Below are 22,438 nucleotides of genomic sequence, written 5' to 3' on the forward strand. Positions count from 1 at the left end.
TACACTATCTTCGAAGCTAGCCTAGCATAAATAAACAAAAATTTATAGCAGCTCGATACTAAAGCAGAAAAACAACCTATGTATCGCTCAATTAGCCTCTCTACGTGGTATCAGTAGGGTCATAAACATGCTCTTTGGCTTGTCGAATAGAGCAGCTTAACTACCTTAGTTTTCTATAAAGTCACTTCATGGTGTATTATTTTTAATAGCGTTCTAAGCTTCATCCATCACGGTAAATACTAAGCCTTCGCCTTCTACAAATTTTACTTGCACCGACTTGTCGATGACATGCTCAGGTAAGTTGTCTCGTAAGCAATAGGTTCCTGCTACTGACACCAATGACGGATTAAAGACTTGGCAGAATATACGGGCATCTTTGTCACCTGTTGCGCCTGCCACCAAACGCCCTTGTGCACGGCCATATACATGTAAGCTGTTGTCAGTAATCGCTTCAGCACCACTATTGATACTACTGGTCAAAATCAAGTCGCCGCCAACGTGATTGAGGCTTTGTCCTGAACGCAGCATTTGATCATAGATTAAGCTGGTAATATGCTGAGTACTTACCAATGTCTCGGTGGGCATATTAGATAGTGTCGTTTCAGTAGCAGGTTCGCTCGTGGTAGAAGTATCATCGACGCTATTAGCACTAACGGTTTCGGCGTTGTTATTTTCTGCTGATGGTTGGGTAGATATAGGCGCTTTTTTACTTGGCAATATACGCTCAATACGCTTACCATCTGCTGGAAATATCGCTAAGCGCTGCTCACGTGCTTGCGCATCAAGCATACCTGTCACCACGCCAATAGGCTGCAATCCCCATGCCCATAACAGCTCTACCAATGCTGATAAATCCTGCTCAACGTCACTATCAATAAGGATAGGGATATTACTCGATTTATTACTGAGCGTTTCAGTTAGCTGAGCTTCTATAGCTGCTAGATCGCTTGTACTAAACTGTACGCGTGAAAACGTCAGCATCTTGCCATAGAAAGCTAGCGCTGGTGCAGTCTGGTTATCGTTAGCTGAAACTGTCATATACAAACCCTTAAAAATAATTCTGTCACGGTATTATGTCTCTTATTACGTCATGCTATTAGATAGCTAAGCTATAGATTTAGCATATCTTGGTGCTTCCATTGCTGCACTTTTACTTGCGCTTCAAACGCAGTCAAACTGTCATCAATGATACTAGAAATTAAGGTATCTAGCGCTGTATTATTGGTATCTATTTGCGCAATACCGCTAGCAATTTCCATCATTAATATATCCAAGCGCTTAGGGTCTAAAAGTCGCTTGTTTAATGCATTGACGACATTCTCACCGATATTGTGCCCGACGTGATGTAGCTGTGATTCAATAAGGCTGCCCGCGATCGGTATCATGCGTAGATAGCGGCGCAACTCAGGTGTGTTGGCCAATCCTTCTTCAATAGCATTACCCATCTCGCTCGCCAATATACTGCCGCCACCTGATGAGGCAGTCAGTTCCTGCAGCTTTGGTGCAAGCTCTGTACGCAGCACGGACAATACGGCTGCTTCAATTTCATTTCGATTTTTTGCAATCGTCGACTCGATGAATGATTTATGCGTGTCTGAACTGGTTAGCTCTTGGCGAAAGTTTTGTATCGCGGTCAAAATAACGCGATCAGAGAGCTCTTCTAACAGTAGGTCAATGTAGAACTTGATTCGGTTGATCCACGTCTGCGGCAGTACTTGATAGCCAAGCTGATATAGACGTCGTCCAATAACGACCGCTCGCAGCAGTCGCAAAGCACGTAGCTGCGGAAAACAGCCTAATACTTCGTACCAATGAACGAATGGGAAAAAGAACCAGCGATAATAGACTTTTTGTTTGATGGCAATCGCCCAGCGCAATAGCAACTCAACGACCAAAAAGATAGTAAAAAATCCACCAGCAGTACGTAGAGGGTCATGTAGAGTGCTCTGATACCAATTGAGCGCTTCACTGATGGTTAGCCATTCTGCAGCATTACTACTAAAATTACTCATCAAAATAGCATCGATACTGATCAATAGAAGATCAATACTGATGGCAATAATCATGACGATATCGTAAGTGAGCTTAAAGCGACTCGGCTTTGGATGGTTCGGTTTTGGTGGCTCATCACTTATTGGATAAGGAGGCTGACTCAAAACAGATTCGGTAGCTAACGGCGAGCTAGTAGTAGAGGTGGGCACAGTCATACCTTATAAGTAATAAATGGCACAAAGAATGGGTAAGAGTTCGATATTTACTACTATTTACTATTAAAGTAGACATCGAAAATCTATGAGTTCATGATTAGTCACATTATCAATGAATAAGGCTAAAAAACAACCCATCTTTGATTAAAATTTACTTATGATGCATGGCTGTTTGAACAGTAAGCATCATAAGTAAAATATGACTATTGTGACAATTGTACCCGTAACTTTGTTCCTCAATAACTTTTTATCTCGTTATCGATATTTATTCCATTGATATTTACTACTTAGTACGCTTGCATAAACTGTGCTTAGTATTTGATAAGGTCTAACAGTCAGCCAGTTTAGTCTTGCTGAGCGTCTTTGTTAGGCATCTTGCGTTTTAGGATTGGTTTCAAAATCTGCCAACATAGTGCTAATACGTTCATCTTTTTGACGCCACACTTGCTCAACCCAGTCGAACATTTGAGCTTTTGTATCTTCATCATTTTCGTAGCCACCTTGTTTGATACTTTCGAACAAGGCATCCGGTATGTCGATGTAGCGCAAATCAACGCCCAAACGTTTGATATTGCCTTTCCAAAGGTCCCCGTAGCTTGGCACACCGTCAGGATATACGATGGTCATGTCTAATATGCCATCGATATCTTCACCTAGCGCGCTGATAGCCAATGATAATCCGCCTGCACGAGGTTTCAATAAGTGCGTATAAGGTGATTTTTGCTGAGCTTGTTTGGCTTTGGTAAAACGAGTACCTTCCAAATAATTTAATAAGGTAAAAGGTTTGTCTTTTAATAGAGCGCAGGCACGTTTAGCTTCTTCGATGTCTTTGCCTTTTAGCGCAGGGTTTTTGGCAATGGCTTCTTTTGAGTGTCGGCGCATCATCGGAAAGTCTAAAAAGTAAAAAGCTTGACCAACGATAGGGATGTAAATCAGTTCAAACTTGGTAAAAAATCGCGTGAGTGGCAAGCGCTTTTCGCCAATATACTGCACGATGCTGGTATCGACCCATGATTGGTGGTTGCTCACCAATAGGTATTTACCATTGGTATGAATATCGTCCGGTAGGCTGATACGCCAATCTTTGCGAGGCAACATGTTATCGATTAAGGCACTGTTGCTGCTGATCCAGTGAGTAGCAATTTTGATAACGGCTTTGTCCGCGATAGAGGCGCCAGTAATGACTTTACCGACACCCATTAGCCATAAAGGAATACTACCACCGAAGCTATTGGCGGCGATGACACCGGTGGCTGTTGCAAGCGACACAGCTTTGCCCAATTTAGGCGAACGTTTATGCATTTTTCGAATGGTAGATGTCAATCGCATGCTCAATCCTTTTCAGTCTATCTGATTAATAATAAGCCGTATGTCGCTGAATTTGTCCTAGTCAAATCAGGAATATTATGAACGTAAAGCTTTAAATCATGACTATTTAAAGCCGACAAATTCAGCAATATAATTTTAGCAGAAACATGTTGTAGTGTACGGTTGTAAACGTGACTAGTGGTAGCAAGGCGCGAAGATTTGACCTATAAAATCATTGAAATATAACCTGCACTTCTCATACATAGGTATGACAAAATATTACACAGAGATAGGTTGTAGTTGCCATAATAATGGGGAATGTAGATAAGTACTTAAAAAAGATTAATGGACAATCTTTATAAAAAGCACGATTTTTTAAACTTAAGAGGAAATATTATGCGTAATACTTTAATGATTGCAGCAGTAGCATCAGGTCTAGCACTTAGCGGTTGTACAACAGATCCAAACACTGGACAACAGCGTTTAAATAAAGCTGCTCTAGGTGGTTTAGTTGGTGCAGCAGGTGGTGCAACTATTTCAAAAGCAACAGGCGGCGACAAAACTGGTCGTGATGCAGCTATCGGCGCAGCACTAGGTGCAGGCGTTGGTTACTACATGGAGCGTCAAGCTCGTCAACTTGAGCAGCAAATGGCTGGCACAGGCGTAACTGTTGAGCAGAACCCAACCACTGGTAACATTGATTTGGTTATGCCAGGTAGCATCACGTTCTCATTTGATGATGCAACTCTTAGCTCGTCATTCAAGCCAACGCTTGATAAGCTTGCTTCAACAATGAACCAGTACAACCAAAACACAATTACTATTGCTGGTCACACTGATAGCAAAGGTTCAGCATCTTACAACATGGGTCTGTCACGTGATCGTGCTTACTCAGTTGCTAATTACTTAACAGCTCGCGGTGTTGCTTCAAACCGTGTAAACGTTGTTGCTTACGGCGAGTCACGTCCAATCGCAGACAACAACACTGAATATGGCCGTGGTCAAAACCGCCGTGTTGAGCTAACAGTTAACGCACCACAGAGCGTAAACTAATAAATAGCTATATAGCTATTAGGTATGTGCTAGATATTTGAGCACATATATTTCAAAAAGAGTCAGCAATATGCTGGCTCTTTTTTTATGTTTTCAGTTTGAATAAAACAGTGATGATTGATAGATATAGTTAATATTAAATTAAATATTGATAATGATTATCAATAACACTATAATTTGTCAGTGTTTGCTATTGATGCAATATTAAACGTCTTATCGTGCGCACTGAGAGTCAATGTGCATGGCTAAGATAGCCTGATGTAACATGGCTTAATTATCAAAATAATTGAGGCTACTTAACCAAAACGAATTTTTTGCTATATTTCTTGAGGATATGTATGACGATTACCACAGTAACGAGCCGTAAGCTTTTACCAACTACTTTAGCTGTTGCACTTGCAGGATTGTTAATGGTGTCGGGCTGTACAAAGCAAGCCGATGAAGACACCAATGCTGCGACAGAAACGCAAACAGAAGTAGCAAACACAGAGACGGCTGCTAATTCAGAGATGACGGCTGCTGAAAAAGCACATATTGATAGATTGATTATCAGTTATGCAAATATGGCACACGCCGCTTATAAAGATTCGTTGGACACGGCTAAAGCGCTACAAACTGCGGTAGAAACTTACGTAGCCACTCCAACACAAGAAAACCTTGATGCTGCAAAAGCTGCCTATAAAGCAGCGCGCCAGCCATACTCACAAACTGAGATTTTCCGTTTTGATGAAGGCTTTGTGACTGCTAATGACAAACGTGCTATCAACAGCATCGATAGCTGGGAAGGGCAAATCAATGCTTGGCCACTTGATGAAGCGCTGATTGATTATGTTGGTGATGACTATGAAGGCGAATATAATAGCCAAGAGAACATCATCAATAGCGACAGCATTACTGTCGGTAGTATCAAGCAAGATACCAGTACGATTACGCCTGAGCTACTTGCAGAAATGAATGAAATCGGTGGTAGTGAGGCCAATGTAACGACTGGCTATCATGCGATTGAATTTATGCTGTGGGGTCAAGACAACAATGGCGTAAAAGAAGGTGCAGGTAATCGCCCAGTCACTGACTATGCGACTGAAGCCGGACAGTGTACTAGTGGTGAGACCGTCAATGAAGATGCCAGTATCTGTGAGCGCCGTGGTGAATTCTTAACTGCTGCAACTCAACTATTGGTCGATGATTTGACCGCAATGGAAGCCCAGTGGCAGCCTGATACTGAAAATACTCTGCGTAGTGATTTGATAGCGCGCAAATATGATAATGGTCTGCGCCAAATTATGTATCAAATGGGCAGCTTAGCATTAGGTGAGCTTGCGTCTGAGCGTATGCAGGTCGCTTTTGTTACTGGCTCTACTGAAGATGAGCACGAATGCTTTAGTGATTTGACCCATTTAAGCTATGCTAATAATGCGCGCGGTATCCAAAACGTCTTTAATGGTAGCTATACAACAGTCGCTGGTAAGACAGTGGGCGGCTACGGTATCAAAGATTATCTGACGGATAACGGACATACAGAAGCTGCTGATAAATTGGCTGCTGAGTTCAACAAAGTAGAAGGCGCGTTCAACGTTATCGTTGAAAAAGGCGAAAAAGACGGCATCAAGATTGACCAGATGATTGCAACTGTCGGTCAAGCTAGCCAAGAAGGTATCTCTGCTGAAGAACAAAACGTCCGTCGTGGATGGGTTGAAGCGGGCATCACTAGCTTACAAGAGCTCACAGCCAGTATCGAGAACGCTGCAAAAGCAGTTGGAATCGATAATCTAGACGCAGATGCAGGGTCACAGTTTTAAGAAAAATTTAAGCTAGCGGCCCTTATCTATAAGCTAGCGGCGCTTATTTAAAAGCCTTTCATTGGCTTTGCGACGTTTTATTATTCGTTGTAGGTCAGTAACCGCTGTTTATTAGATACTTAGATTAGATATAATACGTGCGTTGTCAGCCACCGTTGGCAACGCATTTTTACGAGCATTAAATAAGCCAATTGGCCGGTGTACCACCCCATTATATGTCGATAAGCAATGATTGTGACGACATATAATGAGATGGTATGACAAAATTTTAATGGTTCTACTCTAGCGCTAAGGCAATTAATTTCTATGAACGCCAATTATGTTAACCCCTCTGATTTTCCTCTTGCTACTCAAATCCTACGACATATACCCTCTAAGCTTGTGCTAATTATCGCCAGTGCTATGGCTATCAGTGCGTGTCAACCATCTGATAGCGTTTCTGACGACACTTCTGATGATGTTTCTGATGTTACTTCAGAGCAGGCCTCAAGTAATGAAAGCAGCAGTGAAAACAGCCAATCGCTGTCGTCCGAACACACTAAAAATATAGAAGCACTGGCAGGCGTGCCGATGCAGCAGTTGGTAAGCTTTGATCCTCAAGAGATCAAGCAGGGCGGTGACTCTGGTATTAGCATTAGCAGTGCTGAGAGCTACTCGAAGCCTTCATCAAACCTAGCAGCTTCTCGAAAAGGGTCGTTCTTTATTGGTAATGCGTTCTTTAAGCAGCCATGGGTCGTTGCTCCTGCCAGTACTGATAGTCGTGATGGGCTGGGCGCATTATTCAATGTGGCCGCTTGCCAGTCTTGTCATGTCAAAGATGGGCGAGGTCATGCGCCGATGACTGCCGATGACGATGCTGATAGTTTGTTAATTCGTCTGTCTATGCCAGCGACGACCGATGAGCAACGCCAGCAGCTACAGGATTCGTTGATTGAAAAGGTGGCTCATCCTATGTATGGTGGCCAGCTACAAGATCGCGGTATTCAGGGCGTGCCTGCTGAAGCAAGAATCGCAGTGCAGTGGACAGACAAACCAGTTACCTTTGCTGACGGATATGTTGAGACACTACGTGCGCCAACGTTTAATTTGACTAAACCTGGTTACGGCGCTTTTGACGTTGACATGATGGTATCACCCCGTGTGGCGCTACCAATGATTGGGCTTGGGCTGCTAGAGCAAATACCTGACGATGACATTAAAAAACAAGCCAGCGACAGTAGCAATGGTGATATCAGTGGTAAATTTAACTGGGTCATGGATCCACAAACGGGCAAGCGTGCGCTTGGACGATTTGGGTGGAAAGCGGGTCAAACCAAACTTATTACTCAGAACCAAAGTGCCTTTAACGAAGACATGGGTCTGACGTCGAACATCCGTCCTAATGAATCCTGTATGCCAACGCAGACCGCTTGCCTAAATGCAGCGACAGGTGCTGATGAGCAGGGCAATGGTAAATCACCTGTTGAAGTAAACGATGAGGTTGCTAAGTTTGTAGAGTTTTATACTCGCAATCTCGCAGTGCCGCATCGCCGTAATGCAGATGATAAGCTTGTGCTAGCTGGCAAAAAGCGTTTTTATGATATGGGTTGTCAAAGTTGTCATACGCCAAGATATCAGTTGCCAAAAACCGACGATGATCATCTTGAGCAGCATGGACAAGTGATTTATCCTTATACAGATTTGCTATTGCACGATATGGGCGATGATCTCGCTGATCGTACGATTGCCGGTAAGCTACCACCAAAAGATGCCCAAGTTGAATTTTTAGCCAATTCTTATGAATGGCGTACGCCAGCACTTTGGGGCGTAGGACTTGCGCAAACAGTCGATCCTCAAGCGACATTCTTGCATGATGGCCGTGCACGTACATTGATGGAAGCTGTTTTGTGGCATGGCGGAGAAGCCGAAAAGCAAAAGCAACAAGTATTGAAGTTAGACAAACAAGGTCGCGCAGAGCTTAATGCGTTCCTAAAGTCGCTATAATAAAGTCGCTATTATAAAATCAGTATAGAAACGCTATAAATTACTACCTATAACATTACCGAGAAACCTATGAAAATAAACCACGCTTTGGCAATGGCGCTATCTGCATTGAGTGCTGGACTGCTGATCAGTTGTGTCAAACCTGCCGATGACAACAAAACTGCAGATGTAGACAGCCAAAAAGTTGTGCAAGACAGTGCAGCTACTGACAGCTCAGTAGAAAACAGCAAAGAAAGTACTGAGCAAATCGTTGCAGTAGATATCAGCCCTGAGACTGCAAAAACGTACTTGACGCATGTGGCAGACGATATCGTGATTCCTGCGTATGCTGATGCAGCCAAGCAAAGCGATCTGTTGAATGAATTGGCGCAGAAACATTGTACCCAAGCTCCAGTAAGTGGGGATGAGCTACAAGCATTACGTGCACAGTGGCTAGTATTGGCACAAGCATGGTCAAGTGCTGAGATGGTCAACTTTGGTCCTGCGACCGCTAGTATGAGCAATCTATACATTAACTACTACCCTGACGAGCGCGGACTCGTACATAGTGGTGTGGCTGACTTAATCGCAGCCAATCCAAAACTAACGCCAGAGCAACTTACTGGCGAGAGTGCTATCGTACAAGGCGTGCCAGGGTTGGAAGAGGCTTTGTTTGCTAATGAAAGTCTAGACGCTGGTCAGTGTGCTTATGTGATTAGCGCCAGTAGTGCGTTGAGCACGCGTCTAAAAGACATCGAGAAAAACTGGCAGCAAAACGCGACTGATTTATTGGCGATAGACAAAACAGCAGAAAGCGATAGAGGCTTAAATCAGTGGATTAACTCTCTACTGTCATTGATTGAGACCATGAAGTCTAATGCCATTGATCAGCCACTCGGTCTGACAGGTAAGGCAAAAGGCCATTTGCCTGCTGCTACTGCTGGTCAAAGCCGCGCTATCATCAATGCTAAGTTAGATACGATTAATAAAGCCATGACTGACCCAGTACTGACGGCTATTCTTGGTAGCAATGATGAAAACAAAGTTTCGGATAATCTATCAACTGCATTGGCTGATACAACCGCATTATTAGCACAAATGCCAGAAGATTTATCAGAGGCTAGTAAGGACGATCAACAAGCGTTATACGATCATCTGACTGATGTCACTCGTCTGATTAAACGCCAGTTAATCCCAGCACTTGGTATCCGTGTGGGCTTTAACAGCACTGATGGCGATTAGACAATGTCTACTATCGAAGCGAGTACAGCAATGTCAGCAGCCCAGACTCATGACCAGATGAATAGGTCTAATCGGTCTGGGAGAACTTCGTCAACTCATGAGCTTTTGACGACTTCAGTGCTGACAGCAGTGGGTACGGCGGCGCTGGTCGGTATTCATCATCGTTATCGTAAGCAGCAGCATCCAGATGCCAGTCTGCAAGATTATGTGGACGGTATTTGTACACAGTTGCAGGTATTACGAGTTGGCCCTGATTCAACCCCGAAGCTTTCGCGTTTACGTTATGCTTGTGAGCAAGCAGCGGCAACATGGAAGCAGGCTTATCACGCTGTAGGTGATGATAATAGTGATGTACCTGACTTTGCTGTCATGCATACGACAACGATGCTGGCACGACCAGTCAGCTGGGTCAGTGGCGTCGCATCACTGCCAAAAGATCAGGCTACATCAAGCCAGAATGAGCACGACTTTGGTGTGGTAGGTATTGATGCTGACAGACAAATCGTTTGGCAGACGACTATGCCTGAGCGTGTCCACGACATCGTTGTTCAGCCTCTACCTATCAATGTATCTGAAGTTCAGCATAATACTGTCGAGCAGAGACGTGATGTCGTCGTCATGGGTCGTCGTCCAAGCGAAAGATTCTGGGTGCTTAATACATCAAATGGGCAAGTACAACATGCGATTACAGCCGATGTAGACCGTCACTTTTATGGTCATGCTTGTTATAGCTTAGATGGCAGCTTGCTCTACGTAACTGAGAATGACACGGTGAGTTTGGCAGGCAAAATTGGTATCTATGATGCCAATGATGCTTATCAAAAAGTAGCAGAGTTTGATTCATATGGTATTGGGCCGCATGAGCTGATTATGCATCCTGATAGCGAAACGCTCGTCATTGCAAACGGTGGTATCAAAACCGAGCAGGCCTCACGCGAAGAGCTAAATCTAGATACCATGCGACCCTCACTGGTTTATTTGAATCGTCACGATGGCACACTGCTTGAGCAAGTGACTCCCGAACATAATCAGATGAGTGTGCGTCATTTAGCCATGCACGATGATGGCACAGTGATGATCGGTATTCAGTTCCAAGGTGAAAAACATATCAATGTACCGTTAGTGCTGACTCATAAACGTGGTGATGCCAGTTTTACACCACTCACTATGCCAAATAATCAATGGCAACGTTTTCACCAATATATCGCTAGCGTGGCGGTGGATAGTGAGCGTAACCTACTGTGTGTGACCACGCCGATTGGTGGCTGTGCGGCAATTTATGATTTGCATACTCGCGAGCTAATTGATGATGTAAGCCTGCCAGATTGTGCAGGGGCTTCGGTGTTAGTTAATTCTAGTGCTTCAGTGGGTGAAATTGATAAACATGCCGAACCGACAGGATTTATCGTCAGTGATGGTCAAGGGCAGTTAACAGCGCTAAAAGTAACTGTTTTACCAGAAGTAAAATTGAACGTAAACGATGTTGAAACTCATGAGCAGATTATCAAAGACAGTCAACTGCATATGATGTCGTTTGACAACCATTTGCAAGCACTGTAATACGTGACATTCAACAAGAGCACAGACGAACAGGCACGGCGATTAATAACGACTATTACTAGAACGGTAGTAATAGTCAGCCAAGGAGATAGAGCATTAGCTTAGACACCAATTTAGATACTGTCAGACAGCAGCTTGCACAAGCAGGCATCGAGCTACACATCAGTCAAAAGCGTGTTAAAAATATCAATTTTCGCTTAAAGCCTTATACGTTGATGGTCTCTGCACCGATGCATGTCAGCGCATCACAAATATTGCATGCTGTGGCTAAGCGGGTGCCTTGGGCTATTGAACATCACCCGCAAGTATTAGAACAATATAGACGTAGACAGAGCACGTCGTCTGACCCTTCAGCTGCTAATAACTCAGTTTTATTATGGGATGCAGAGCAGTCATTTACGCTAAGCCCCGATCAAAAAATCATCTATTATCGGCAACAACTCTCCGAAGTCGCACCTGCACTATTTAAAAAGTGGCAGCCAATCGTTGGCGCTTATGCCAATGAAATAAGATTAAAAAAAATGCACACGCGCTGGGGCAGCTGCAACACGCGCGCAAAGCGAATTTGGCTATCGGTTTATCTTCCTGCCTATCCTATCGAATGCACCGAATACGTAATCGTTCATGAGCTGTGCCACTTGCATCATGCCAACCATAGCCGAGCGTTTTGGCAAACGGTTGCCACAGCGATGCCAGATTATCAGCAATGGCATAATATCCTAGCGGGCAAAACAGGACAGCTGGACTAAACCTATCATCTAACTATTTAACCATCTAAATAACCCTAGTAAGCACCTCGATATCATCTGCGTAACTTTCATTATGCAGAGCACCTAGTCCTATTTTTATCATCATTTTTAAAATAAGGACACACCTGAATAAGCCTGATATGATAAGAAATAACGGTACAAATCGTGTCGTTTAAACAATGGCTTTATATACAGGGATGTCATATGGAAAACGTCAACCAAGCGGAGTTTTGGCAGCAGCGTTATGAGAAGAACAGCATCGGTTGGGATATGGGGCAGGTATCACCACCGCTCAAAGCTTATATCGACCAATTACCTGAAAGCGCAAAAGATCAGGCGATACTAGTGCCAGGTGCAGGTAACGCCTATGAAGTAGGCTATTTATATGAGCAAGGTTTTACCAATGTCACGCTAGTTGACTTTGCCCCTGCACCGATTGAGACATTTGCAGAGCGCTATCCTGATTTTCCTTCTGAACATTTGATCTGTGCGGATTTTTTTAGCTTATCAGCTGAGCAGTATCAATTTGATTGGATACTTGAGCAGACGTTTTTTTGTGCGATTAATCCATCGCGTCGTGATGAATACGTGCAACAGATGGCAAGGCTGTTAAAGCCACAAGGCAAACTAGTTGGGTTGTTGTTTGACACGGATTTTGGACGGGAAGAGCCACCATTCGGCGGCAGCAAGGAAGAGTACCAACAGCGTTTTCAAAGTCATTTTTATATCGATATTATGCAGCCCAGCTATAATTCACATCCAGCGCGGCAGGGTAGTGAGCTGTTTATAAAGCTACGAGCGAAGTAAGCTCGAGCTTGATATTAGCTCGAGCTTGCGTTTCTAACTGATTATAGTAATGGTCAGTCAGATAAAGTTTGGGATGTACTAGTAATCCTTGTAACACTGCAGTGCGTCCATCACGGTAGCTGTCATCGGCGACATGTTTATATTCTTGACGTATCGCCTTTGCATACTGCTCATATGCAGACCGAGGCGCACCCAAAATACTCAAATCCATATCTAACAAATATGCCGCATCATTGTATTTTTCACTGTCTATCAATACATCTATCTGATGATTAGCCGTCATCATAATGAGAGCGTAGATCTGCTGGCATTGCTCTGTGCTTAGATAAGGGCTCAAGGCATCTGTCGCAAGTTCTGCACTTTGCAACTCGTTGTCGGAGCGTGTTGGCTCATATATCACATCATGATAATACAGTGCCAATGCAATGATATGCGGCTCAGCAAGATGGTGTTTAATACTTTCAAGCTGTATCAAGAGCTGCTGAATATGATTGAGTGTATGATAAGCACGTTGTGGTTCGCCATAGCGCGTCACGATATCTTGCCAAAGCCTATCTATTTGCTTTGGCAGGATATCGCTGGTCATAGCTGACAAATGCTGTGCAAAGTACTTGCCAAGCTCATCATGCTTATTTGAGACAGTTTTCATATGTCATTTTTTCACTATGACCGTGGTAAAAATGGTTTGATTATTCTTTGTTAGCCACTGCGTCTTTAAATGCCTTATTAAACACTTCACCAAGCAAGCTAACATCATCGACACGCGCATAGTTCAGACGGGTGACAAAGGCAATATGGCGATGCGGCCCTTCTTCAGCTAGTGGTATGGCGACGGCATTTTGGTTTTGCAGGTGTAGCTGATCGAGTGCCATTTCAGGCACGAGGGTTGTGCCCATATTGGCAAGTGCCATTTGAATCAAAGTATTTAAACTGGCATCTGAAAAGCTTGATTTCATCTGGGCACGGTCAAAATGACAGACAGACAGCGTCTGGTCGGTTAGGCAGTGTCCTTCGCCAAGTAACATGAGATTGGCAGTTGCCAGTTCGTCAGCATTAATGGTATCAAGCTTGGCATGTATGTCATCTTTTGGAAATACAGCAAAGAAGTCTTCACTCCAGAACTCAAAACTATGTAGCCCATCTACCGCATAAGGTAGCGCAATGATAGCCGTGTCGATATGACCATAGCGTACTTGCTCAAGCAAACGCTCTGTCTGTTGTTCGACGATGGTCATGCGGAACTCTGGATACTGAGCACGCAGCGCAGGCAGTACTTTTGGCAGCAAATAAGGCGCAATTGTCGGAATAATACCGACAGTCATAGGATAGGCAAGCGGCGTCTGATGGCTATGAGCACGCGTGGTCAAATCACTCACTTCAGAAAACACTCGCTGCGCCCGCGTTAGAATGTCTTGACCGATAGGGGTAATCAATACCTGTTTATTATTGCGCTCAAAAATCTGAGTATCTAGCTGTTTTTCTAATTCTGCGATACCCAAACTCAGTGCAGACTGCGAGATATTGCAATCTTCAGCAGCACGTTTAAAATGACGATGTTTGGCGACGGCTAGGGCAAACTCAAGTTGTCGTAAAGTAATCATAAAACCTCTCTGTTAGTGGGTTTTTAATGCAATTTATTATGTTTGGTCAACCTTTATAAGGTAGCAAATTACCAATTAAGCACCAATGATAAAATGTAGAGATAATAGTTTAACAAGTTTAATAAAACAAAACATCACATTAAAAACTTTTAACTGGATTAACCGTAGAATTCGCGTATAGTTTGTCAGGTAGCCCAGAGAGCTAGAGGGCTAATTGAAAAAACCATATAAATAATTTCCAATTTACTTAACTATAGAGGAGCCAACCATGGCGTCTATCATCAATCAAGAAATCCCAGAATTTTCAGCAGATGCATACGTAAACGGTGAGTTCAAAACCATCACTTCAGAAGACGTAAAAGGCAACTGGGCGATTTTCCTATTTTACCCAGCTGATTTCACGTTCGTTTGCCCAACTGAGCTAGAAGACATGGCCGCTCATTATGACGAGCTAAAAGGCCTTGGTGTTGAAGTATACTCAGTATCTACTGACACGCATTTCACGCATAAAGCATGGCATGATTCTTCAGAAGCTATCGGTAAAGTACAATACCCAATGATCGGCGATCCTACTGGTAAAATCACTCGTGGCTTTAACGTCATGATTGAAGAAGCAGGTTTGGCTGAGCGCGGTACATTCTTAGTAGATCCTGATGGCTTGATCCAAGTTGCTGAAATCCATGCTGGTGGCATCGGCCGTAGTGCAAAAGACATGCTACGTAAAGTAAAAGCAGCACAGTATGTTCGTGAAAACGACGGCGAAGTTTGCCCAGCAGCTTGGGAACAAGGCGGCGACACATTGAAGCCAAGTCTTGACCTAGTTGGTAAAATCTAAGTAGGTATTTCATACTTAGATAAAAGTAGCGCTGTATCTTAAACATCTGATTTAAGGCAGTACTACAAATAAAGACCCCATTAACATAAGTTGATGGGGTCTTTTTACGTCTTAAGCATAGATATTGTTAGTATTATTTTTTCAGCATATCTCTAAGTATAGACGCAATATTAAGCGCGAGACTGTGCTTTATTTTTATCAATGGTTTTATAAATCTCGTCTTTGAGCTGTAGCTTTCGTCGTTTCATCTGTTCGATTTCTTCATCGCGACTGGCATGCTTGACCACATCGTTTTCAAGCTTATTAATTTGCCTATCTAGAGTCGTATGTTCATCAAAAATACTCGCAAAATGCGTGTCCTTTTGCTTTAACTCATCGATAATATCACTGTGATCTTGCCATGTGTCTGTCATTGTCATGTTGTCATCCTTGTTATTTAGTGCAAGCTTAGAATAAGCGTAAGCACGTTATGGTTAAGACGCTTATGATGGTGAGACTTTTTTGGAAGGGGTGAAAGTTTAATGGTAATAAAGATAGTTACTTCACGATATTGATAATGCATATTGCTATCAATACCATTTGATTGTAGCGAAAAAATAGACCATGTACCATCACTATCATTTGCTTATGTATTTATATTTAATTATTTAAGTTAATAAACGATTGGTTTTATAAAACATAAAGTTTGAGTTTCTCAGCTTGCTGAAATTCGCTAAACGCTTGATAATAGACACATCAAAGGGCAAGAGCCCACTATATATAACCTTTTATACAAAATTATTAACACCAACTATTTCATATTTAGACGCGTAGCATGACAGCTGCCGTTACATATTCAGTCATAATGAGGAACAAACATGATAGATCAGAATTTATTAGATGCCGTTAAGAGCTATAGCGAAAATATGACACGCCCAATTACCTTTGTATTGGGTACTGGTACGCATGCAAAACGTGCAGAATTAGTAGATTTTTTGACCAAGATTGCTGGAACAACAGACAAGATCAATTTCGATGCAGAAGCGACTGATGATAGTTTGCCTAGTGCGATTAGTTTCAAAGTAGTCAGTCACATTGATGGCGCATCAAACGACACTGGTATCGTATTTAGCGGTATCCCAGGTGGTCATGAGTTTACGTCATTGATTTTGGCGATTCTGCAAGCGGGTGGTCATACGCTAAAGTTGGATGAAGGCATCCAAAAGTTAGTTAAGCGCTTTAATAAGCCATTACAGTTCCAAACCTACGTGTCATTGTCATGCCATAGCTGCCCAGAAGTCGTTCAGGCATTGAACCAGTTCGCGCTACTAAACGATGGTATCAGCAATGAGATGATCGACGGTGCATTGTTCCAAGAGCAAGTAGAAGCGAACAAAATCCAAGGCGTACCAGCTGTATTTTTGAACGGTAAACCATTTGCTAACGGCTTAATCGACACTGCTAAATTGATTGGAAAATTGCAAGAGCAGTTCCCTGATCTGTTGTCAGAAGTAGAAGACGATGCTGAGCAATTAGAGCAGCAAGACGTCACTATCATCGGTGCTGGCCCTGCAGGTGTGGCTGCTGCTATTTATACAGCGCGTAAAGGCTTAAAAGTTACAATGGTCGCTGATCGTATCGGTGGACAGGTAAAAGATACGCAAGATATCGAGAACTTAATTTCAGTACCGCTAACCAACGGTACAGATTTATCCACTAACTTTGTTAAGCACTTAGCCGAATATAACATCACGCTAAAAGAGCATGTGAGCGTTAAAGAAATTGGCGAGACTGAAGAAGAGAACTACAGTATTCATCTAAATACTGGTGAGACTTTCAATACCCGTAGTATCATCTTGGCGACAGGTGCTCAGTGGAGAAAGCTTGGTGTACCGGGCGAAGAAGAAAATATCGGTAAAGGCGTGGCTTTCTGTGCGCATTGTGACGGTCCATTCTTTAAAGGTAAAGACATCTCAGTGATCGGCGGTGGTAACTCAGGCGTTGAAGCAGCACTAGATTTGGCAGGTATCGTCAATCACGTTACTGTACTCGAGTTCGCTGATGAGTTAAAAGCTGACCAAGTACTGATCAATAAAGCCAAAGAGAAAACCAACATTGAGTTCATTACTGGTGCAGCGACGCAAGAGATCAAAGCGACTGATGGTAAAGTATCGTCTATCGTCTACCAAGATCGCAGCACAGGTGAGACTCATGAGCGTGATTTATCAGGGGTGTTTGTACAGATTGGTTTAGTACCAAACACTGGATTTATCAAAGGCTTCGTTGATCTAAACCGCTTTGGTGAGATCGAAATCGATGAGCGTTGCCGTACAGATCGTAAAGGTATCTTTGCTTGTGGTGATGTAACCACCGTGCCATTTAAGCAGATTAACATTGCGATGGGTGAAGGTAGTAAAGCGGCATTGTCAGCCTTTGAATACCTAGTCATGCAGTAAGCTGTTCAGTTTAGTTTCAGTATAAAAGTCCACCTCGGTTGAGGTGGTTTTTTTGTGCTATCGCATAAACACGTCTATATAAAAAAATCCTGATATTTATAAAATAGACTCTTAAGTAAACGAATAACGCGATTTCACTCAGAAAATATCAGTATTTACGTTACAAATTCGACATTTGCATTACAAACTCGTGTTGTTGATGCAATAATGTATGCAATAAAACCTATCATAGCGTCATGAACTATAAGGAAAATAGGCATGGAATACATTGAAGCTTTTTTTGCCCTAGTCGGGGATCTAACGTGGGGCTGGGCGCTCGTGCCTATGCTAATTATCTTTGGTTTATTATTTACCATCGTAGGTAGATTTGCTCAGTTTAAATATTTTAAACGTATGTTCCGTGTGTTCAAAACGGATGAAGTAGGAGACGACGGAATTTCTGCTCGTCAGGCGTTGCTCGTTTCTATCGGTGGACGTGTGGGCGGCGGTAACATTGCTGGCGTTGCTGTTGCCATCTCTTTAGGAGGACCGGGAGCGGTATTCTGGATGTGGGTTGTGGCCTTAATTGGCATGATGACTAGCATTGTGGAATGTAGCTTAGCGCAGCTTTATAAGCGTAGAGACACTGATGGTAACTTTCGCGGTGGCCCTGCGACCTATATTTTACATGGGTTAGGTAAAGACTATCGCTGGCTTGCCGTCATTTATGCTATTGCTTTACTACTGTCTTTCTCTATCGGGTTTATCGCGTTCCAAGGTAATACGGTGGCAGGTTCTGCGCTTGAAAGCTTTGGGATTGATCGCTGGATATCGGGTGTGGTATTGGTCATTGCAGGTGGATTTATTGTCTTTGGCGGTATTCAGCGCATTGCAAAAGTAGCTGACGTTGTCATTCCTATTATGGCATTAATCTATATTGGTATGGCACTTGTTGTTATATTGCTCAATGTCACAGAACTGCCTACGTTGATGGTAATGATTGTCAAAAATGCATTTGGCATTGAGTCTGTCGTGGGCGGTGGTATTGGTGTGGCGATTGAGCAAGGTATGAAGCGTGGTTTATTCTCTAATGAAGCAGGTCTAGGTTCTGCGCCTAATATTGCTGCCACCGCTTATGCCACTCATCCTGTGAGTCAAGGTATCTCGCAGTCATTATCTGTATTTATTGATACGATAATCGTATGTAGTGCCACCGCATTTATGATTTTACTGAGCGGCGTATATCAACCAGGTGCTGAAGTCGATGGTATTGTACTGGCACAGCAAGCGTTAACGACTCAGCTTGGGAACTGGGCGCAGTATATTCTGACTATATCGCTATTGTTATTTACACTAAGTTCTATCATGTATAACTACTACATGGGTGAAAATGCCATTAATTTCTTGGTCAAAAAGAATATCAAAATGGCGACTCTGGTTTTGCGAGTTGTTGTGATTGCGGTATTATTCTTGGGTGCAGTGGCTCCTGCAGCAACCGCAGTATTCTTCTTTGCTGATCCGTTGATGGGTGTGCTAGCGCTAGCAAACTTATTGGCCTTGATAATGTTATTTCCGCGAGCTAAGCGTCTATTGGACGACTTTGCAAGTCAGTTAAAATCAGGGATTAAAGAGCCGTTGTTCGATGCGCAAGAGTATGAAAAACTGGATCTTGATCTGAGCGCATGGGGCAAAAAAGCAGTAAAAGAAGCCTTAGACCAAAAACAGTAGTACTCGTACGCTTTATTTCTCATGAAAGAAAAAACCACTTTAGCTAAGCTGAAGTGGTTTTTTTATGTAAGATATTATTTATGCCTAAAATGAATGGTTATTCGCCAATACGCCAGCTATCGACATGATCTCGCCTGCTTCATCTTCTTCAATAATTCGAGTTTCTATCAGTGCTGATTGTTGCCACGCCTGTATGTGCGGATGATTTAGAATGGTTTGGCAATACTGTTTGGTCAGTGGCTGCAAAGTAATATTGGACGCATCAGCATAAGTCTGTAATCGCAGCACCACTGGAGCGAAGAATACATCAGCTGCTGTGAAATCTCCGAATAAGAAACTGTCTGCTGAGCGATCTTTTAAACAATCGGCAAAGATGTCTTCGATACGAGTAATATCAGCCAAACAAGCATTACTTGGTTGTATCTTAGCCGTTGCTCGTATATTCATCGGCATCTCATTACGAATGCCTGTCAATCCCGAATGCATCTCAGCCACGATGCTTTGGCAATAGGCGCTATTTATTCTACTTTGATTGTTATTACGTTTTTCAGCGTTAGATTTATCAATACCTGTCCAAATATCAATATCCGTAAAGTACTTATTGACATGCATAGCAATAGCTAAGGTGTCCCAAACGGTTACTTTATTATCTTTTTCACCATAGACTAAAATAGGCACTTTACCCGTTGGTGAATGCGTTTCGAGCGTTGAACGTGCTGATGGATGAAACAGCTCAATAAGTTGCTCATCAAAATCAACATGAAATGCTTTAAGCAACAGCCACGCTCGTAGCGACCAAGAGGAGTAGTTCTTATTACCAATAATTAATAGCGGTTTTTGCATCATAGAGTCCTATTAAGCGATAACAGTAGCATTTTATTATGTACTCAATATTGAGTATTGACCAGTCTATAACCCGAGCAATATTTCTATCATTTAAATCACATTTCAAAAAAAACGCCCATCCAATGTTTGGAAGGGCGCTTATTTAGACGGGCACTTATTTAGAAGGACGCTTTTGTTTTCTCGTACTTACTACAATCAGTTCTTGTTTTTGATTAGGAAAATAACGGGCAGCGCAACGACATACATCAGCACACCGTACAAAGCAGCAGGCAGCGCAATAACAGGCAGTGTGCTCACGCCCATGATGATAGGGGCTAAGGTAATAGCCGTCGTGCTATTTTGGATACTGGTTTCTATCGAGATGGTTTTGGTATCAAACCAGCTAAGCTTTAGAACTCTAGAGATTAGGATGCTAATAGCGAATAAAATAGCAATGATAAAGATAAGTTCTAAACCAATTTGAGTGAATTGTGTTTGTAGTAATTGCCAGTTAGAGGCAATAGCAGCAAAGACAATTAGTACAAAAAACACGCTGGCCAAGCCGTTTAGAAGACTGCTGCGACGTACCATAAAGTCCGTAAACTTGTGGCGAGCAAGCATACCAAGAGACACTGGCAGTGTGGTCAATAAGAACATGACTAGGCCAATCTTTATCGCGCTAATAGAGTTCGCCTGATCTTTCATAAAATGATCAAAAGCCAACGTAATTAGAATGGGCAGCGTAATTACCGACAATATGCTGACCACACCAGTCAACGCGATAGAGAGCGCGACATTTCCTTTGGCATAGTAGGTCAGCATGTTGCTAGTGACGCCGCCGGGACAAAAACTAATCAGCATAATCCCAAAAGCAATGGCTGGTGGCGGAGCCGTTACTAACACGACTGCTAGCGCAACCAAGGGTACCAACACAACTTGATTGATTAAGCCAACAAAGAACGCTTTTGGATATTTGGCAATGACCTTAAAATCACTAAGTTTTAGCCCTGCTCCTAGAGTGAACATAATGTAGGCAAGGGCTAGTGGCAATAATGCTAGCGCGGTATTATTCATCAAACATTCCTTGTAAAACTAAAATGCCATATCAAGATGGCGTTTTGAAAGTAAATAGCAGCGGGGCAACCTTGTCACCATACAGCTGCTCACATTCCATGTGTTTAGGTATTTAATCGTCTAGCTAATGAGGTGTCTTAACCACCAAGCTAGATCAAGCCTATCAAATGATAATAGCGGTATTACGCTCGTATAGTAACCCACTTGTCGTGACTATTGAGGTTGGTCGAGGTTGCTGTACAGCTATCGGGAAGTGATTGGGCTGTGACTAGGTAGTGATTAGGCTGTTTGTGGTTAATGAAAATTTGAGCATAATGATAAGCGCAATAAAAAGCCCACAAGATTCTGTGGGCTAAATACACTAACTTTCTAGTCTACTTATGCTGCACTAGTCGTCTAGTAAATCCATTTGCTTGGCTGCTTCATAGATACCGTTTGAGCGGTTACCCGTGCGGCAAAAAATCAGCATTGGCTGCTCAGCTTGATTAAAGAAATCTGCAAACGTTTCGACGTGAGTTTGATTCAGCTCATTACCTGCAAAAGAAATCTCTTTATAAGCAAGTCCAGCTTCTTTAGCTGCTGCTTCGATTTCGGCACTGGTTGGCTGATTTGGCTCTTCACCGTCAGGACGGTTATTAATAATTGTTTTGAAACCATTTTCGGCAATCATAGGCACTTGGTCAGGCGTGATTTGTCCGGTAAAGCTAACTTCATGGCTCATAAGAGCTCCTTTTTTTATTGGTGTTGTTGGGTTTATAAAACGTGTTAGTTCAAGCTATGGTTGTTATAACAGACCTTGCATCAATGCGCTTTGGTAAAGTAGCTTGGCGCGTGCCCCAGTACCGCAAAACATTAATATAGGCTTGGGCATTGAGTGGTAGAAATCGGCAAACTGCTCAACCGTCAGCATACTTAGGCGTTCATCATCAAACGGCAGATGCTGATACGCTAGGTTCGCCTGTTCGGTAGCAGTCGCCAAATCACAGCTATTAGGCTGTGTTTCAATCTCGGCATCTGGGCGAATATTAAGCACTGAGCGATAACCAAGCTCAGCAATCTTAACGCATTGGCTTGGGTATATTTGCTTATAAATCGTTAAATCATCGGTCATAAAATAGGTTCAGTTATATTTGTTAAGGTATATTTATTATTGATGGTTGGACTAAGAGTATCAAAGGACTATAAATCAGCATTTTTTAGGCCGATTTCTAGGTTAATTGATTCCCTATTTAGTGTGTCTAGCATAACACAGGCGCTATCATAGCGATATTGTG

At 42.8% G+C, this 22,438-nt stretch carries 20 protein-coding genes; 10 read left to right on the forward strand and 10 right to left on the reverse strand.

Annotation, left to right across the window (positions count from 1 at the left end):
* Positions 1-213 precede the first annotated feature (213 nt).
* From minC to ACI2IW_RS08460, 3 genes are all read right to left on the reverse strand, one after another.
* On the reverse strand, positions 214-1,038 hold the full coding sequence (gene minC, locus ACI2IW_RS08450; RefSeq protein WP_404693357.1) for a septum site-determining protein MinC: 825 nt from the start codon (positions 1,036-1,038) through the stop codon (positions 214-216).
* Positions 1,039-1,109: 71 nt separating this feature from the next.
* The gene (locus ACI2IW_RS08455) at positions 1,110-2,207 is read right to left on the reverse strand and encodes a hypothetical protein (protein ID WP_404693358.1); all 1,098 of its coding nucleotides are present in this window, start codon (positions 2,205-2,207) and stop codon (positions 1,110-1,112) included.
* Positions 2,208-2,573: 366 nt separating this feature from the next.
* Positions 2,574-3,536 carry an acyltransferase gene (locus tag ACI2IW_RS08460; RefSeq protein WP_404693359.1) on the reverse strand — a complete coding sequence of 321 codons (963 nt, stop codon included), beginning with the start codon at positions 3,534-3,536 and terminating at the stop codon, positions 2,574-2,576.
* A gap of 375 nt (positions 3,537-3,911) precedes the next feature.
* On the opposite strand from ACI2IW_RS08460, the gene ACI2IW_RS08465 reads away from it, so the two are divergent.
* From ACI2IW_RS08465 to ACI2IW_RS08495, 7 genes are all read left to right on the forward strand, one after another.
* Positions 3,912-4,568, forward strand: a complete 657-nt coding sequence (locus tag ACI2IW_RS08465; protein ID WP_057761553.1) for an OmpA family protein — start codon at positions 3,912-3,914, stop codon at positions 4,566-4,568.
* 338 nt (positions 4,569-4,906) lie between these two features.
* Entirely contained in the window at positions 4,907-6,367 is a 1,461-nt protein-coding gene (locus ACI2IW_RS08470) for an imelysin family protein (protein WP_404693360.1), read from the forward strand.
* A 306-nt stretch (positions 6,368-6,673) separates the two neighbouring features.
* Positions 6,674-8,350, forward strand: a complete 1,677-nt coding sequence (locus tag ACI2IW_RS08475; RefSeq protein WP_404693361.1) for a di-heme oxidoredictase family protein — start codon at positions 6,674-6,676, stop codon at positions 8,348-8,350.
* A 69-nt stretch (positions 8,351-8,419) separates the two neighbouring features.
* Positions 8,420-9,571, forward strand: coding sequence for an imelysin family protein (locus ACI2IW_RS08480; RefSeq protein ID WP_404693362.1), 1,152 nt, complete (start codon positions 8,420-8,422; stop codon positions 9,569-9,571).
* Between the two features lie 3 nt (positions 9,572-9,574).
* Positions 9,575-11,131 carry a DUF1513 domain-containing protein gene (locus ACI2IW_RS08485; RefSeq protein ID WP_404693363.1) on the forward strand — a complete coding sequence of 519 codons (1,557 nt, stop codon included), beginning with the start codon at positions 9,575-9,577 and terminating at the stop codon, positions 11,129-11,131.
* A gap of 215 nt (positions 11,132-11,346) precedes the next feature.
* Positions 11,347-11,880 carry a M48 family metallopeptidase gene (locus ACI2IW_RS08490; RefSeq protein WP_404693525.1) on the forward strand — a complete coding sequence of 178 codons (534 nt, stop codon included), beginning with the start codon at positions 11,347-11,349 and terminating at the stop codon, positions 11,878-11,880.
* Positions 11,881-12,084: 204 nt separating this feature from the next.
* Positions 12,085-12,687 (forward strand): methyltransferase domain-containing protein, encoded by a 603-nt coding sequence (locus ACI2IW_RS08495; RefSeq protein ID WP_404693364.1) that lies wholly within the window; start codon positions 12,085-12,087, stop codon positions 12,685-12,687.
* On the opposite strand, the gene ACI2IW_RS08500 is transcribed toward ACI2IW_RS08495, so the two are convergent.
* Positions 12,665-13,336: a hypothetical protein gene (locus tag ACI2IW_RS08500; protein WP_404693365.1), complete on the reverse strand. Its 672-nt coding sequence runs from the start codon at positions 13,334-13,336 to the stop codon at positions 12,665-12,667. The genes ACI2IW_RS08495 and ACI2IW_RS08500 overlap by 23 nt on opposite strands.
* Before the next feature lie 40 nt (positions 13,337-13,376).
* Positions 13,377-14,288: a hydrogen peroxide-inducible genes activator gene (locus ACI2IW_RS08505; RefSeq protein ID WP_238052822.1), complete on the reverse strand. Its 912-nt coding sequence runs from the start codon at positions 14,286-14,288 to the stop codon at positions 13,377-13,379.
* 268 nt (positions 14,289-14,556) lie between these two features.
* Between ACI2IW_RS08505 and ahpC the strand changes: the two genes are divergently transcribed.
* Positions 14,557-15,123, forward strand: coding sequence for an alkyl hydroperoxide reductase subunit C (ahpC, locus tag ACI2IW_RS08510; RefSeq protein ID WP_057761534.1), 567 nt, complete (start codon positions 14,557-14,559; stop codon positions 15,121-15,123).
* 170 nt (positions 15,124-15,293) lie between these two features.
* On the opposite strand, the gene ACI2IW_RS08515 is transcribed toward ahpC, so the two are convergent.
* Entirely contained in the window at positions 15,294-15,542 is a 249-nt protein-coding gene (locus tag ACI2IW_RS08515; protein ID WP_057761532.1) for a YdcH family protein, read from the reverse strand.
* A gap of 438 nt (positions 15,543-15,980) precedes the next feature.
* On the opposite strand from ACI2IW_RS08515, the gene ahpF reads away from it, so the two are divergent.
* Positions 15,981-17,558 carry an alkyl hydroperoxide reductase subunit F gene (gene ahpF / locus ACI2IW_RS08520; protein WP_404693366.1) on the forward strand — a complete coding sequence of 526 codons (1,578 nt, stop codon included), beginning with the start codon at positions 15,981-15,983 and terminating at the stop codon, positions 17,556-17,558.
* Between the two features lie 258 nt (positions 17,559-17,816).
* Positions 17,817-19,265, forward strand: a complete 1,449-nt coding sequence (locus tag ACI2IW_RS08525; RefSeq protein WP_404693367.1) for an alanine/glycine:cation symporter family protein — start codon at positions 17,817-17,819, stop codon at positions 19,263-19,265.
* Positions 19,266-19,349: 84 nt separating this feature from the next.
* Here ACI2IW_RS08525 and ACI2IW_RS08530 read toward each other — a convergent pair whose 3' ends face one another.
* From ACI2IW_RS08530 to ACI2IW_RS08545, 4 genes are all read right to left on the reverse strand, one after another.
* Positions 19,350-20,111 carry a glutathione S-transferase family protein gene (locus ACI2IW_RS08530; RefSeq protein ID WP_404693368.1) on the reverse strand — a complete coding sequence of 254 codons (762 nt, stop codon included), beginning with the start codon at positions 20,109-20,111 and terminating at the stop codon, positions 19,350-19,352.
* 195 nt (positions 20,112-20,306) lie between these two features.
* Positions 20,307-21,164 (reverse strand): bile acid:sodium symporter family protein, encoded by an 858-nt coding sequence (locus tag ACI2IW_RS08535; protein WP_404693369.1) that lies wholly within the window; start codon positions 21,162-21,164, stop codon positions 20,307-20,309.
* Between the two features lie 388 nt (positions 21,165-21,552).
* Positions 21,553-21,885: a TIGR01244 family sulfur transferase gene (locus ACI2IW_RS08540; protein ID WP_057761521.1), complete on the reverse strand. Its 333-nt coding sequence runs from the start codon at positions 21,883-21,885 to the stop codon at positions 21,553-21,555.
* Positions 21,886-21,948: 63 nt separating this feature from the next.
* Complete coding sequence (locus ACI2IW_RS08545; RefSeq protein WP_057761519.1) at positions 21,949-22,275, reverse strand: beta-lactamase hydrolase domain-containing protein; 327 nt, start codon at positions 22,273-22,275, stop codon at positions 21,949-21,951.
* Positions 22,276-22,438: the final 163 nt, after the last annotated feature.

The sequence above is a fragment of the Psychrobacter sp. NPDC078501 genome (assembly GCF_044900935.1).
Taxonomy (GTDB): Bacteria; Pseudomonadota; Gammaproteobacteria; order Pseudomonadales; family Moraxellaceae; genus Psychrobacter.